This is a genomic window from Methylosarcina fibrata AML-C10 (assembly GCF_000372865.1).
Lineage (GTDB): Bacteria > Pseudomonadota > Gammaproteobacteria > Methylococcales > Methylomonadaceae > Methylosarcina > Methylosarcina fibrata.
On record NZ_KB889965.1, the window covers coordinates 161265 to 175747 of the forward strand.

The window sequence follows — 14483 nt, forward strand, 5'->3', positions numbered from 1 at the left end:
CTTGCTATGGAAGGCCGTGTCCGGCACCGAACGGACGTCGAATGATGGCGACCGCTTGCGCTGTAAAGCAACCTAGTAGTCAGTCAATTTAAATCAAAAGGATATATTGGGCTTGTAAGTCACTCTATAGTGGCATTGATGGTTACTGATTGAGGTCAAGCAATGCCAGCTCTTAAATACAAAGTCAATCTGACTGAAGACGAAAAGCGTGGCTTGGAAGCCATGATCAACAAAGGAAAAGCCGCGGCACGCCATCTGACACGCGCGCGAATTTTATTAAAAGCGGCAGCGGGTATTCAGGATAAAGACATTATCCAAGCTTTGGGTGTCTCGGAATCAATGGTGTTGACGACGCGCCAACGGTGTGTGGAAGAAGGCCCGGAAGCCGCCCTGAAAGAACGCCCCCGTCCAGGACGTGCCCCAAAACTGACGGAGAAGCAGGCCGCCCATATTATCGCCTTGGCTTGTAGTGAGGCGCCGACAGGGCATGATCACTGGACCTTGCGGTTGTTGGCGGACAAAGTGGTGGAATTAGCGTATGCCGACCGTTGCAGCTATGAAACCATCCGTCAGCTTTTAAAAAAACACTCTCAAACCCTGGCAGAAGCAAGAGTGGTGCATTCCCGAGGTGAGTGCTGAATTTGTCGCGGCGATGGAAGACGTGCTGGACCTTTATGAAGAACCCTACGATCCGTTGCGCCCGGTTGTGTGTTTCGACGAAAGTCCGAAGCAACTCATTGCGGAAGTCCGCCAACCTCTCCCGCCTGAGCCCGGTCAACCGGCCCGCTATGACACCGGCTATGAACGGAAAGGCGTCTGCGATTTGATGATGATCTGCGAACCTAAACGCGGTTTTCGGCAGGTGGACATCACCGCGCGGCGGACCAAAATCGAATTCGCGCACAGCATGAAGCATATCGCTGAACTTTATCCGGACGCGGCGGTGATCCGGGTGGTGCTGGACAATCTGAATACCCATAAAATGGCGTCTTTGTATGAAGCCTTTCCAGCAGAGCAAGCCCGTGAATTGGCGCGACGGCTGGAGTTCCACTACACGCCCAAGCATGGCAGTTGGCTAAACATCGCTGAGATCGAACTGGCCGTCTTGTCGAACATGTGTTTATCACAGCGGATACCGGACACAGAGAGCCTCCGGCGTGAGGTCGAAGCCAATATCCTACCGCGCAACACCAAGGCGACGCCCGTCAATTGGCGATTTACGACGCAACAGGCACGACGTAAACTGGCTCGCCTGTATCCTTGTGTTTCTTCGTGACTGACTACTAGCATGGTCGCTAACTTTGGGGGTGGAAAATTTTTAACACGGATTACAGGCTCGGAAGCTGCGCCGGGTGAGTCAAAATTTCTTTCGGTCCGTATAGCGAAACCTGTGACGTGGCCGTTACTGATCCGACAATCCCGTTATCGCAGGGCATTGATTTCGACCGCTCCAGTCCGTTGTAGATCTCCGCGCACGGAGGCTCCTCTTACGGGGATTTTTCCTTCAAATTCAATTATGCTGTACCATTAGAAAATAACAGGGAAATTCGCTCCACGATACCGGGCGGCAGAGCGTCGGGACGGTTTAAGACACAACCTGCGGCTCAACCGAATTACGAAATCAACGGCGGCGAGATTAAGTTCTATGGATCTTGAGCTAGACTATCATCCTTTAGCTTTCGATCATTTTTTGGCCGGCCGGACGCACGTTCAACCTTTAATGTTTTCAGCGCAATACAATGGCGGAAAACTCACGCTGACCGGTGAACCGGTGAATACGATTATCGATGGAACATCGTTCAGGACTGGAATTGGTATGGCTTGCAATTATCGTTCAGGTTTTAGGAAGCTGAATGAATAACGAACGTTTTTTCAGTCTTCGCTGGAAACTGGTGCTGATGTTCGGCACCGTGTTTCTGGTATTGCACAGCATTTTCTCGTATGTTTCTTATCTGGACGCGATCGATAATTTTTCTATGGACAGAAAAAACATCGAAAACAACCATATCAATATCGTCAAGACTTTAACGGAAGATTCGTTTCTAGTGCTGGAGCAATTTGCCGAATTGCTGCCGTTGATGGGCGAGCTTCCGAACGAGCCCAAAAAGATCAAGCATCATGTTTTCGCCAATCTGGATGAAAACTGGTCCCGCTGGCAATTGAGCTGGGACATGGAGAGCATCGCCTTCTTCGATGACAAGGGGAAAAGAATCAAGTTCTGGGGCGGTTCGCAGAGCTCCTCGACGGCGGCGGTGAAGCGGGTATTGCGCGACGAGATGCCGGCCCATCGGTTGTTCTGTCAGGAAGGCTGTTTTCTTCAGGTGATCGTGCCGGTGATGGGAGAGCTGGAATCCATAGGCGCCTTCAGCGTCATTCGCTCGTTTGCCGACGTAATCATCAAATACAAGAGCGAAACCAATTCGGACATCGGTTTGCTGGTGGCCGACGGGAACCACGATGCGGCAAAAACCGGCCGCTCCGATTGGCCTTTCACGTTGTCGGGTTTGACTTTGTACGAAAAAAACATGCCCTTGTACCAGTATATTTCGAATAAACTCGCGTTAACGGAATTATTGGCGCACAGTAAAACCGTCAATTTCAACGGCTCCGTTTTTGAAGTAAGAATCACTCCCGTTCAGCATAAAACCGAGAGCAGTCCTCCTTATTTTCTGCTGATCGACGACATTACCGCCGAGGTAAAAAAATTAAACGAGGATTTGAGACAGGTCTGGCTGTATGGCGTCATCAGTTTGACGGCCTCTCTGATTTTGCTGACCCTGGTCGTGCACATCGCCTTGCGCCGGGTGGGCAGGCTGGCTACGGCTTTACCCTTGTTGTCGCAGAATCAGTACGACCGTTTCAGAGAACAGATCGTCAGCAACGACAGTTACATCTCGGGATACGACGAACTTGACCGCTTGAATCAGACCGCTCTGGCCTTGACCGATCATCTGGAATATCTGGAAAAGGAGGTCCGCAGCAACACCTTGCAACTGCTCGAAAAAAGCCAGGAACTGGCCAATGAAAGAGACTTCAGCAGGCAGTTGATTGAAGCGGCTCCGATCATTATCATGACGCAAAAACTGAACGGCATGATTTTGACGATCAATCAGGCCGGAATTCATCATTTTGAGACGGACGGCAAGGCCATCATCGGCAAGGTGTTCGATCTGTATTTGCCGGAATCGGACTGGGAACATTTAAAAAAGTTGAATCAGTTAAGAACCGGCAAATTTTCCGACCAGGTTCTGATCGACGGGTTGCTCGTGACCGACAGCGGCAAGCAGCGGAATATTTCCTGGCTGCACAAACTGTTCAAACGGGGCAATGTCCAGGAAGAACCGGTCATATTGACCCTGGGCGTCGACAACAGCGAACGCAAACTGTACGAGCAGGCGATTCTCAGCACGTCCACCCGGGATTATCTGACCGGCCTGAGCAATCGCAAAAAATTTCAGGAGGATCTGGCGGCACTGCTGGCATCGGCGCAACGCTACGGATACAAGTCCGCCTTGTTTTGTCTGGACCTGGACCGGTTCAAATCGGTCAATACTCTCAGCGGTCATGAGGCGGGGGATAAATTATTGACGCTTGTCGCCAATAAGCTGAAGGACATCATGCGTTCCACCGATCTCTTAAGCCGTCTGGAAGGGGACGAGTTTGCCCTGGCCTTTCCTTATGCGGACGTCAGGGAAGCAAGACGGATCGCCGAGAAAATCGGACAGGAATTGATCCGCCTGGGTGAAGAGTTTGCCGGAAAAGATTTCCAGCTCAGCGCCTGTATCGGCATTGCCGTTTATCCGGATCACGGACTCACCGTCAAGGAATTGTTTATCAATGCCGATTTTGCCCTGTCTCAAGCTAGAACCTCGGGCAACGGAAGATGTCACGTTTTTTCGCCCGATTTCGATTATCAGATCAAGCTGAACCGGATGCTGTATTGGCGGCAGACCCTGGAAAACGCCATCGCCCACGACCGGTTCGTGCTCTTGTTTCAGCCCATCGTATATCTCGAAACGAACGCGATCAGCCACTACGAATGCCTGATTCGTCTGCAACTGGACGACGGCCGAACGGTGATGCCCGAGGAATTTATCCTGTACGCCGAAGAACTCGGACTGATCGGCAAAATCGATCGTCTGGTGCTGAAAAAAGCGGTTCAGAAGCTGGTCGAGTTAAAAAGGAGCGGCAAGGATTATAAATTGACGGTCAATCTGTCCGGGCGATTGCTGAACGAGGCCTCTCTGTTCGACGACATTACGCGCTTACTGGATGTGCCCGAAGTCGCGCCGGAAAAAATCATCTTCGAGATTTCCGAAACCGATGTGGTGTCCAATTTTGCCGCCGCCGAGGCGTTGATCATGCAGATCAAGGCCTTGGGCTGTGTTCTCGCGCTCGACGATTTCGGGGTCGGTTTTTCTTCGTTTTATTATTTGAAACACTTTCCGGTCGATTACGTGAAAATCGACGGTTCGTTCATCCGGAAAATCAACAAGACGGAAGATGATAAACTATTCGTCAAAGCCTTGTCCGGGGTCGCCCATGCATTCGGCAAAAAAACGGTGGCCAAATTCGTCGAAAACAGCCAGATTCTGGAAGTGCTGAAGGAGCTCAAGATCGACTATGCGCAAGGGGATTGCATGGGCAAGCCCGAGCCTTATATTTGAAGGAATAGGTCGGGGGCGAGTTTTTCCAGGTCAATTTTCGGCGGCAAAATCGATCATCTGTTTGAGTGTTTGATTCATCTGTTCCGAAAAACGGTTCAGTTCCTCGTTGTCCGTGTCGGTCGGCAGCAAATGCGTCCGTACGACGGTTTTATCCCCTTTTCGGTACATGACTACATTGCACGGCATGTGCCGGATGGCTTCGGGTGATAGGGTCAGGATCGTTCGGGCATGGGTCAGATTACAGAACTGAATCGTGTCGTAGTCCGGGAAGTCTTTGGCGCCTCGTTCGCGGATGACTTTGCCGACCCGGCTGTGTCCGGTGACGCGGAAATTGTTTTCGCTGATGGCTATTTCCAGTTCGGCCAAGACATCGTCGTAGGGTTTTTGAGTGGCCACCTGATAATATGGGATAAATTCACCGGGTTGGGTGGCGCACCCGGAAACGATCATTAGAAACGAGCAGATTGCGATGATGTTGACCATGTCGATGTTTACCGATTACGAACTACCAAGAGTACCATGACGACGGATCAAACTGAAGCGACGGGAGTCATTCTGGCGGGCGGCCGCGCCCGGCGCATGGATCATCGGGACAAGGGGCTGATCCTTTACCGGGGCCGTCCGATGGTTTCGTATGCCGTGGAGGCTTTGTCCGGGGTCGCCCGGCAGACGCTCATCAACGCCAATCGCAATCTTGATCATTACCGTCAATTCGGCCTGCCCGTCGTTACCGATGCGACCGACAGCTTTGACGGACCTCTGGCCGGCATTTTAGCCGCGATGAGGCAGGCCGATTCCGACGTGCTGCTGGTCGTGCCCTGCGACTCGCCGTTGATTCTGCCCGGCCATCTGCGCCGATTGATGGCGGCGCTGGTGGAGAATCGTGCCGAGGCCGCCGTGGCTTGCGATGGAGAACGATGGCATCCGGTTTTTCTGGCGCTCAGGACCTCTCTGGCCGGCAGTTTGCAGCGCTATCTGGACAACGGCCAACGGAAGATCGGCGGCTGGCTGGAGCAATTGCATACGGTTCCGGTGGATTTCAGCAAGACGCCCGAGCTGTTCGTGAACGTCAATACGCCGGCCGAACTAACCGAGCTGGAGAGCAGGGCGGGAAACGGTCATGCGCAGTAGCCGCCGCATGACCGCCGTGCAGGCGCCGATCATACCGGTCGTCGGCGAATGGACGCGCAATACGCCCGGCGCGCTTTCGCTGGGGCAAGGCATGGTGTCGTATCCTCCGCCGCCGGCCGCGCTTCAGGCCGTTCGGGAATTTGGCGAAAAACCGGAGCATTTTCTGTACGGACCTGCGAGCGGCTCACCGTTTCTGCTCGAAATGATCGGGAACAAGTTGCAGACGGACAACGGCATCGATACCGCCGGAGGCTACCGGGTGATGGTGACCGCGGGCTCCAACATGGCGTTTCTCAGCAGCATTCTGGCCATTGCCGATCCCGGCGATGAAATCATCTTGCCGCTGCCTTACTATTTCAATCACGAGATGGCCATACGGATGGCGAACTGCGAGCCGGTTTTTGTGCCGACCGGCGGCGACTATCAACTGGATCTCGACGCCTTGGCAACCGCGATAAACGAAAAAACCCGGGCCGTGGTCACCGTTTCCCCGAACAATCCCAGCGGCGCGGTCTATCCCGAAGCCGCTTTGAGAGCGGTCAATGCGCTTTGCCGCGAACACGGCATTTACCATGTCAGCGACGAAGCCTACGAATATTTTACTTATGACGGTGCGGCGCATTTTTCTCCGGGATCGATTCCGGGAGCCGAGGCTTCTACCATTTCGTTGTATTCCCTGTCCAAAGCCTATGGCTTTGCCGGGTGGCGTATCGGTTACGCGGTCTATCCCGAACACCTGCATTCGGCTTTTCTCAAGATACAGGACACCAATCTGATCTGTGCGCCCGGGATTGCGCAGCATGCGGCGGCGGGCGCCTTGTCCGCGGGCTCTGCGTACTGCAAACGGCAGCTTCGGCCATTGGCCGAGGTGCGCAGCCATGTCATCGGACGTCTGGAACCGCATGCCGACCTTTGCGATTTTACCGTCACCCAGGGCGCCTTTTATTTTCTTTTGCAACTTCACACCGAAAAAAACGATCTGGCGGTCGTGGAGTCGTTAATCCGCGATTTTAAAATCGCCACGATTCCAGGATCCGCCTTCGGCCTTAAGGACGGCTGCTACCTGAGGCTGTCTTACGGAATGCTGAATCCGGCCCTGGTCGATGAAGCGATGGATCGGTTAATTAGGGGAATCCGCCGGCTGGTTTGACCTGAAGCCGAAAAAAGTCGATTTATCGATGTTGACGGTCTTGCGGCTGGCGCCGGTTCAGAGTTTGATCGAGGCGGGCGGCCAGGCTTTCCACGCCTTTCAAGATCAATTGTTTTTCTCCTCCCTTGACTTCGGCAACGTAATTGCCGACCCATTCGGCCTTATCGGTCTCGATGAGATGGGCCATCAGATAGAAAAACAGAAAGCTGGGTTTATGCAGGCGGCCTACGATCACATAATCCGTGTGATAAGCCCTGCCGAGCCGGGCGGCGATGTCGGGATGATCGAACAGATAGCCGACTCCCGCATTGGCTTTTTGTTGATCGGATCGGGCGACGGCAATGATTTCGTAACCCAATCTTTTCAGTTCCTGTTCCAGCAGCGGCTTAATGCTCGCCGTTCTGGCGATTTCGGCCGGTATCGCCGGGGCCAGAGTCGTATCTTTCAACTCGAACTCCAAGACGGCGATGCGGATTTTTTGAGGCGGCTCGGCCAGAACCGGGCTGGCGAGCAGGGCAATCATCATTGTGTATGACCGGAGTTTCACGGGAATCTTCATTTCGAACGAGCCTTAAAGAATCTCTATCAATTATAATAACTTAAGAGAAGTGCAAACCGGATTGCGAACCTCGGCAAAAACCGCTGGCAGCTCGTTGAGCTTTCTGACGCGAGCCCAATCTGTCAGGACTGGTGTTTGACAAAAATCAGCTTGTCGGTTTCAAAACCCTGGCTTTTTGCCTGCGCTATCAATCGGTCGAGGATTTCCTTGGGTATTTGCCTGGTTCTCGACAGGATCCATAGATACGATTTGTTGGGGCCGGTCACCATGGCGTAGGAGTACCGGTTTTTATCCAGCGCGATAATATTGTAACTGCTGTAAAAAGGGCCTAAAAAAGACACCTTCAGCCGCCCTTTGTTCGGTTCCTGAATGAAATAACCCTTGCCTTCGGCCTTTTCCGGAGTGCCGTCTTCCAGGTCCAGGCCCTGGTTGAGAATATCGATGCCGCCGTCCTTTCTTAACGTATAAGTGGCAGAAATGTTTTCCAGCCCTCTTTCAAACCGGTTGTCCAGTCGGGCTATCTCATACCATGTGCCGGTATAGCGAGTCACGTCGAAGCCGTTCACCGCTTCGATGCCTTTGGGAATTTTTGTGCAGCTTACCATTAGAAGAGTAACGAGAATTAATATATTCATGGCGCGATCAAAATACGAAGGATTAAACTCAATTAGAAACGTCCGTTCCTAACTGGAGGAAACGGCGTATCAAGACTTAAAGAGAATTATAGAAATATTTTTGATATTCTTGATCATGAATGATAAATAACTGTCGATAGGAACGTCTGCTGGATAGAGAACAACCGTGTTTCTTGATAAGTATTTAGAGGCTGTTTGGAAACTCCGCATTTCGAATTTGCTTTTCTATAGGAATTTTACTTTTGGTTGACCTGATGATGCATAAAAAAACGGAAGAAACGTTATCTAAGTAATCTGAGCGATGGCGCGTGAGGCTATTTGAAGCCGCATCTGTCGGTATCGGCAGTGGGGAGACCTCGCGAGGTCAGCCTGCGGCAGGTAATCAACGCCATTCTGTACAGCCTGAAGACCGGTTGCCAGTGGCGGCAACTGCCCCGTGAATTTCCGGCATGGACGACCGTGTATACTATTTCAGACGTTGGGCGTCTGATGGAGCCTGGGCACGGTTGCATCATCTACTGCACGTTAGGCTGCGGCAAGAAAGCGGGGCGTCATAAACACTCCACGGCGGATTGTCTGGACAGCCAAAGCGTCAAGTGCACTGTCGTTCCTGGGGGACGTGGTTTCGATGCGGAGAAGCTGATCAATGGTCGCAAACGTCATCTCCTGCTGGAAATCCTGGGCTGGCTCATATCCGTGAGCAAGAACGTGAAGAAGAATGTTACGAGCAATTGATGCTCTCTGGGCAAGCGAATCCGCCTTCAGGCAGTTTATGAATCAGCCCCTTTGAGGACTAACCTCCTGCGCCGGCGGGCGCTGATCGAAACCGTCTTCGACGAATTGAAAAACTTGTGCCAGATCGAACACACCCGCCACCGCTCCGTTGCCAACTTCGTCGTTAATCGGATGGCCGGCATCGTCGCTTATTGTCTGTGCGATCATAAACCCACGCTTTCATTGACCCGAGTCAATCTACTGCCTCAACCATAAGGACTTATCCCGAACTCAGGTTATAATACACTAAAAACACTAGTTTTAATCACACCCATGCCAGATCGCCTCATCACCTATCCGTTTCAGGTAAACTATCCCTCTCTGCAACTTTTGAATCAAGGCAAGCTTGGGAACTGTAAGAAAACTGGCGAATGAAGTGGAGCGCGGGCTTGCGGAGGCACTTCCGGGATTGGGCAAGACGGTGGTAGGGAAATTGGCGCTGGCGGTGGGCGCGATGATCGAAGGCCAGACGCCGAACACCGTGGAACTGGCCAATCTGCTGCCCTTGGAGACCGAGCGGCAGGACATGCGCGAACAATGGCTGAGGCGCTTGCTGAAGAATCCCTTGCTGTGCGCCATGACGGTGATGGAACCGTTCGCACGGGAGGCGCTGGCTAAGGCAGCGTGGAACGGCCAGACCGTGCTGCTGGCGATGGATCAGACCGACCTGGGCGACCGGATGGCGTTGCTGGTGGTGGCCCTGCGGGTCGGCGACCGGGCGTTGCCCTTGGCTTGGCGGGCGGAGGCGGGGCCGGCCAACATCGGCTTCGAGGGTCAGCAAAGGTTGCTGGAGCAGGTGCGGGCCTGGCTGCCTGCGGGGGTGAAGGTGCTGCTCTCGGCAGACCGGTTCTACCCCTCGGCCGCGCTGTTCGGCTGGATCCAGACCCATGGTTGGGGCTACCGGCTGCGGCTGCAAGGCAACGTGCTGGCGGACACCGGGCAGGGCGACGAGACCACTACCGGTCAGTTGGCACAAGGCGTGGCGGAACGTTATCTGTCTGGGGTGAGGCTGTTCACCCAGGAGCGCATGACGAATCTGGGCATCCTCCACGAAGCCGGGCATCCAGAGCCTTGGATCATTGCGATGGACTGCCCTCCGTCGCGGGCGTCGGTGCTGGACTATGCCGCGCGCTGGGCCATCGAGCCGATGTTCTCCGACTTCAAGGGCCTGGGTTTCGACCTGGAGAGCTCACAGCTTGGGCATGCGGACCGCCTGGAGCGGCTGGTCCTGGTCATGACATTGGCGATGTACTGGTGCGTCCGTGTCGGCCAGGACGACGCCTTGACGTGTCCGACGCCGCTCGAAAAAAAATAGGGAAGCAAAACGATCCCGACCATTGGAGCTTCAGGAAACTCCGCCGCAGCCTGGTCTCCTGGTTTATCCGCGGCCTGCAAAACGACATCCCTTTGCCCGCCTTTTGTGGAACGGGATAAAGTGATAGGTGATGAGATTCTTTCCCTTCAATATCCACAACTTTCTAGCATAGGTCTATGAGCATACATAAATCTTTCCTAATAATAGGCGGTGGTTTGGTCGGTTTAGCAACCGCATATCGACTTCTGGAGCGCTTCCCGTTAGCACGCATCACCTTGCTTGAGAAAGAGGCAACCGTCGGAGCACACCAAAGTACGCACAACAGCGGTGTATTGCATGCAGGACTTTACTATGCTCCCGGTTCGGCCAAAGCAAAATTTGCTGTATCAGGTATCCAACAAATGACCAAATTTTGCCAAACAGAAGGTATCCCTCATGAAATCTGTGGCAAACTGGTTGTGGCCGTGTCCCCAGAAGAAGTGCCAAGACTGGACGAATTACTCCGTCGCGGAACAGCTAACGGGCTAAAAGGGTTACGAAAAATCGAGGGCAATGATATTCGAAAAATAGAACCACATGTCAATGGCCTCGCTGCCGTGCATGTACCCGAAGAAGGTATTGTCGATTATAGGCAGGTCTGTGATCGATTGGCTCTCCGTATTCAAGAAAGAGGTGGAAACATTATCACAAGAGCCAAAGTAAAATGCCTTGAGCTTAGAGCTAATACGTGGCTTGCCACGACCACGATCGGAGAATACGATGCAAATTTTCTGATCAATTGCGCCGGATTGCAGTGCGACCTCGTGGCTAAGCTGGCAGGCGAAAATCGAGATATACGAATTGTTCCGTTTCGCGGTGAGTATTATTACCTCAAACCGGCAGCCCAGCATCTGGTTAAAAACCTGGTTTATCCTGTACCCAATCCACAATTCCCATTCCTTGGTGTCCATTTCACCCGGATGATTCAAGGAGGCATCGAAGCCGGTCCGAACGCTGTCCTCGCCTTTGCTCGCGAGGGATATCAATTATCAAAATTTGATACGCGTGACATGTTGGATATCCTGCTTTTCCCAGGACTGTGGCGTTTTCTTCGTAAATACCCTGCTATGGCATGTACAGAACTTATCCAGTCATTCAGCAAAACGCATTTTTGCATTTTATTACAAAGGCTTATACCTGAAATTCGCACCACTGACCTTTCACCAGGCAGCGCAGGTGTCCGCGCGCAAGCCATGAAGCCATCGGGCGATTTAGTTGATGACTTTCACCTAGTAATTCGCCAGAACGCTTTGCATGTCCTTAACGCTCCAAGTCCGGCCGCAACAGCTTCTTTAGCAATAGGCGAGCATATTGTTAATCAATTGCCAATTTAATGTAGTTACGAGAATTCGATTTGGAAAACGATAACAGTCGGATTATAGATCCAGTCCATTCCACTGGCGGAAAAGTTTCGACTGCATAAGAAATACAACCGATCCAAACTAAATCGGACAAAATATTCCACGAAAGGCGCTGATTTAGTAAGTTTTAGAATGGAAAACACTTATATAGGTCTCAAGTAGCTAATAAAGCTAAATACTGAGCTATAATTTTAAAATGACTTATCATAGGGAATAAGTGCCAGCTATATCAAAATTAATGGTGGTCATTATGAACCTAAATTAGTTGGCAGAAAAATACACGATGAGATCATGTATTTTATATGAATAATGGCGATCAATGCATCCCCTTATACGCAACTAGCTGATAGTGGTATAATTTACACAATGAACAGAGGCCCTCAATGGGCTGGGAACGGAAGAATTATCAAAGATCGATCTAGGCGATCAACGTTTGAATGCACACTCCATCAAGCTGCCAAAATGGTCGTCAAGCACAAGGATAAGGCCTTTATCGTATGAAGCCCAACGAGGACTGTATGTTCTCCGACTTATGTCGTGACGTCGGAGCGCTTGTCCTTAGGAGTTCTGGATGCTTGGATGTGGGTGCGCGAAGCAAAAGATGAATAAGGGGAACGTCCCGGCATTTTGGAGAGTTTACGCTGAATCGAAGGTTATGAACGGATAGAGCCGAACGGGTGGCCGAGTTGCCCGAGACGAAGCTGGTGTATGTTGCTGATCGGGAGACCCATATCTTGGCCTTGATGCAGCGGGCACATGCGCTGACAATCCGGCAGACTGGCTGCTTCGAGCCAAGCATAACCGCAAATTGAGCGGTGATACGGACAAGCTGTGGGATAAAGTCGCCCAAACCGATGCGCTCGGTGAGCTGGGGTTTTACTTACCGCCGCGCGCCGGGCATAAGGGGAGAATGAAGTCACGGCAATTTTGGCCAGAGAAATCAATCCACTTGCGAGTGAAAAGTCCTTGGAATGGTGGCTGTTGACGAATCGAACCGCGGCTACGCTGTCCGAAGCCGCGGAGCTGGTGGACTGGTATCGTTGCCACTGGGAAATCGAAATGTTTTTTTAACATTCTCAAAATCGGTTGCCAAGTAGAGGACTTGCTATTATCGACCCTCTCTCGCATCGGATTGGCATTGGCCTTATTCATGATCATTGCATGGCGAATCGGTTGCTTGATGCGATTGGGGCGGGGATGTCCGGAGAGGGACTGCGAAGTCGTGTCTGATCGAGAAGAATGGCAAGCCGCTTAGTTAGTTGCCCGTAAGCCCTTACCGCCTAAGCCACCCCAACTGAATGAAGCCATTCGACTGATTGCCGGCTTTGGCGGGTTCTTGGGGTGTAAAGGGGACGGTGAGCCAAGTGCTAAATCGCTTTGGCAAGGATTGCAACGTGTTATGGACTTCATCATGGGAATACGCGCAGTTCGAGAGGCTTAGACTTTGCGCTGGAGATCGAGTATTTTCTGGAACGGCTGCTGCCCCGTGTGAAACCCTTGGTGCCGGCAGAGCAAGCGGTGCTGATGCTTAAAGATTCGGGTTTTGACAGCGCCAAGCTGTTGTTTGCGGTAGCCGAGGAGAAAGACCGCTGGGCCGAGATGGGGCGGCGCTTCGAGTATCCGGTCAAATGGGACCCGCGCCGTCAGAAGAAAGAGGACTGGGGGACGTGCACCGAAGCGCTGGGCGTTTTTGTGGACAAACCGTTCCGGCAAGCGCGAAGCGTTATTCTCGCTCGTCGTCGAACGGGCTTTCCGAAAATACACCCGGCACTTTCGCCTGGTTACCCGTCTGATCGAGCGCACGATCAACCAACACGGACAACTGTTGCTGCTGCCGGACATCGAACTGAAAGACTGGTGGACCAGCCTGATGGATGCGGAAGCCAAGGTGATCGGATTCTACTGCGATCACGGCAAGCAAGAACAATTCCATTCCGAGTTCAAGACCGACTTGGACCTGGAACGCCTGCCTTCGGGCAAATTCGACACCAACGATGCCATCCTGCATCTGGGCATGTTGGCGTACAACTGCCTGCGTCTGTTGGGACAGCTGGGCTTGCTCGGCGAGTTGGCGCCGATTCGCCACCCTGCCAAGCGTCGGCGCCTCCGCACGGTATTGCAAGAGCTCATGTATCGCAGCGTACATGTGGTACATAAGGCTCGGCAGTGGTGGCTGGACTTGGGCAAAGACTCGCCGGTGGGCCAGGTCTTTGCCTTTTTAAAGCAACGCTTAGTGGTACAAACGGCGGTGGCGTTCGGATCGTCGGCGCCCGGTCAAAACCGTTGGTTTGACTGTGCTCTCACAGAAGGACAAGGAGTGGTTTGCCAAAGCCCCTCTCAGTATGGAAAATGGGCTAAAGAGAGGGCGGCTGAACACGGTTTCAAGGTAAACCATAAGCCATTTGGCGCGCAAAATTAAGTGCCGGCTTCAAAATGCGCTCAAAATGCAGGGGGAAAAGCTCGCGCAGGTTGGAACACGGATTCAGGGATTAGTTAATGACTTATAAAATTATTGTGAAGAAGTTCATCAAACAAAAGTTGAGTTAGTATTCCTATCTGTTTTTGTGACTGGATCGGCAAAAAATCGGTAGCTATTCCTCGTAAAGGGTTAAAGCATTGGGTTATACATAAATCCGAATACATCAATAAAACTAATGATATTAGAAAAAATATCATGTTATTGATTTTTATCGTTTTTTCTGGGTTGTGTATAAGTCTATGGGCATACGTTTATATATAAGTCGTAAAATATCAATAAAATCAATGTGGTGTTCGCCTGCAACAGTATTGATTTATAAAATTTTTTCGGACTTATGTATAAAGATATGAGCTATGGGTTAAAAGCCATTTCT

11 protein-coding genes and 3 pseudogenes are annotated in these 14483 nt (G+C 52.0%); 11 read left to right on the plus strand and 3 right to left on the minus strand.

Features of this window, described 5'->3' with window-relative positions:
* Positions 1 to 162: 162 nt before the first annotated feature.
* The 3 genes from A3OW_RS26735 (at position 163) to A3OW_RS0100765 (ending at position 4667) form a co-directional block, all read left to right on the plus strand.
* Positions 163 to 1276, plus strand: a protein-coding gene (locus A3OW_RS26735) for an IS630 family transposase (RefSeq protein WP_085984322.1) whose coding sequence is annotated in 2 segments (ribosomal slippage) — positions 163 to 590 and positions 589 to 1276 — 1116 coding nt in all. Because the reading frame shifts where the segments join, the coding sequence is not laid out codon by codon here.
* A gap of 369 nt (positions 1277 to 1645) precedes the next feature.
* Entirely contained in the window at positions 1646 to 1861 is a 216-nt protein-coding gene (locus A3OW_RS27530) for a hypothetical protein (protein WP_157385756.1), read from the plus strand.
* Complete coding sequence (locus A3OW_RS0100765) at positions 1854 to 4667, plus strand: bifunctional diguanylate cyclase/phosphodiesterase (protein ID WP_020561533.1); 2814 nt, start codon at positions 1854 to 1856, stop codon at positions 4665 to 4667. The genes A3OW_RS27530 and A3OW_RS0100765 overlap by 8 nt, the downstream gene beginning before the upstream one ends.
* Before the next feature lie 30 nt (positions 4668 to 4697).
* On the opposite strand, the gene A3OW_RS0100770 is transcribed toward A3OW_RS0100765, so the two are convergent.
* Positions 4698 to 5150, minus strand: coding sequence for a DUF302 domain-containing protein (locus A3OW_RS0100770; RefSeq protein ID WP_020561534.1), 453 nt, complete (start codon positions 5148 to 5150; stop codon positions 4698 to 4700).
* A 36-nt stretch (positions 5151 to 5186) separates the two neighbouring features.
* Between A3OW_RS0100770 and mobA the strand changes: the two genes are divergently transcribed.
* On the plus strand, positions 5187 to 5798 hold the full coding sequence (gene mobA / locus A3OW_RS0100775; protein WP_020561535.1) for a molybdenum cofactor guanylyltransferase MobA: 612 nt from the start codon (positions 5187 to 5189) through the stop codon (positions 5796 to 5798).
* On the plus strand, positions 5788 to 6948 hold the full coding sequence (locus tag A3OW_RS0100780) for a pyridoxal phosphate-dependent aminotransferase (protein WP_020561536.1): 1161 nt from the start codon (positions 5788 to 5790) through the stop codon (positions 6946 to 6948). Before mobA ends, A3OW_RS0100780 begins: the two co-directional genes overlap by 11 nt.
* A 22-nt stretch (positions 6949 to 6970) precedes the next feature.
* Here the strand turns inward: A3OW_RS0100780 and A3OW_RS0100785 are convergent, their stop codons facing one another.
* Together A3OW_RS0100785 and A3OW_RS0100790 are read right to left on the minus strand one after the other, a co-directional pair.
* A complete protein-coding gene (locus tag A3OW_RS0100785; protein ID WP_020561537.1) occupies positions 6971 to 7474 on the minus strand; it encodes a DUF2380 domain-containing protein in 504 nt (167 codons plus the stop codon).
* Between the two features lie 155 nt (positions 7475 to 7629).
* Positions 7630 to 8142 (minus strand): lipocalin family protein, encoded by a 513-nt coding sequence (locus A3OW_RS0100790; protein WP_026223232.1) that lies wholly within the window; start codon positions 8140 to 8142, stop codon positions 7630 to 7632.
* 318 nt (positions 8143 to 8460) lie between these two features.
* Between A3OW_RS0100790 and A3OW_RS25795 the strand changes: the two genes are divergently transcribed.
* The 6 genes and pseudogenes from A3OW_RS25795 to A3OW_RS25805 all read left to right on the plus strand — a co-directional run.
* Positions 8461 to 8877, plus strand: a complete 417-nt coding sequence (locus tag A3OW_RS25795) for a transposase (protein ID WP_083918107.1) — start codon at positions 8461 to 8463, stop codon at positions 8875 to 8877.
* A 63-nt stretch (positions 8878 to 8940) separates the two neighbouring features.
* Positions 8941 to 9132, plus strand: a pseudogene (locus tag A3OW_RS26740) (transposase); the annotation flags it as partial.
* Between the two features lie 193 nt (positions 9133 to 9325).
* Positions 9326 to 10231 carry a transposase gene (locus A3OW_RS23690; protein ID WP_232422303.1) on the plus strand — a complete coding sequence of 302 codons (906 nt, stop codon included), beginning with the start codon at positions 9326 to 9328 and terminating at the stop codon, positions 10229 to 10231.
* Between the two features lie 176 nt (positions 10232 to 10407).
* A complete protein-coding gene (lhgO, locus tag A3OW_RS0100810; protein WP_020561541.1) occupies positions 10408 to 11604 on the plus strand; it encodes an L-2-hydroxyglutarate oxidase in 1197 nt (398 codons plus the stop codon).
* A gap of 1177 nt (positions 11605 to 12781) precedes the next feature.
* A pseudogene (locus A3OW_RS28980) lies at positions 12782 to 13072 on the plus strand (IS4 family transposase).
* Between the two features lie 5 nt (positions 13073 to 13077).
* A pseudogene (locus A3OW_RS25805) lies at positions 13078 to 13891 on the plus strand (transposase); the annotation flags it as partial.
* Positions 13892 to 14483: the final 592 nt, after the last annotated feature.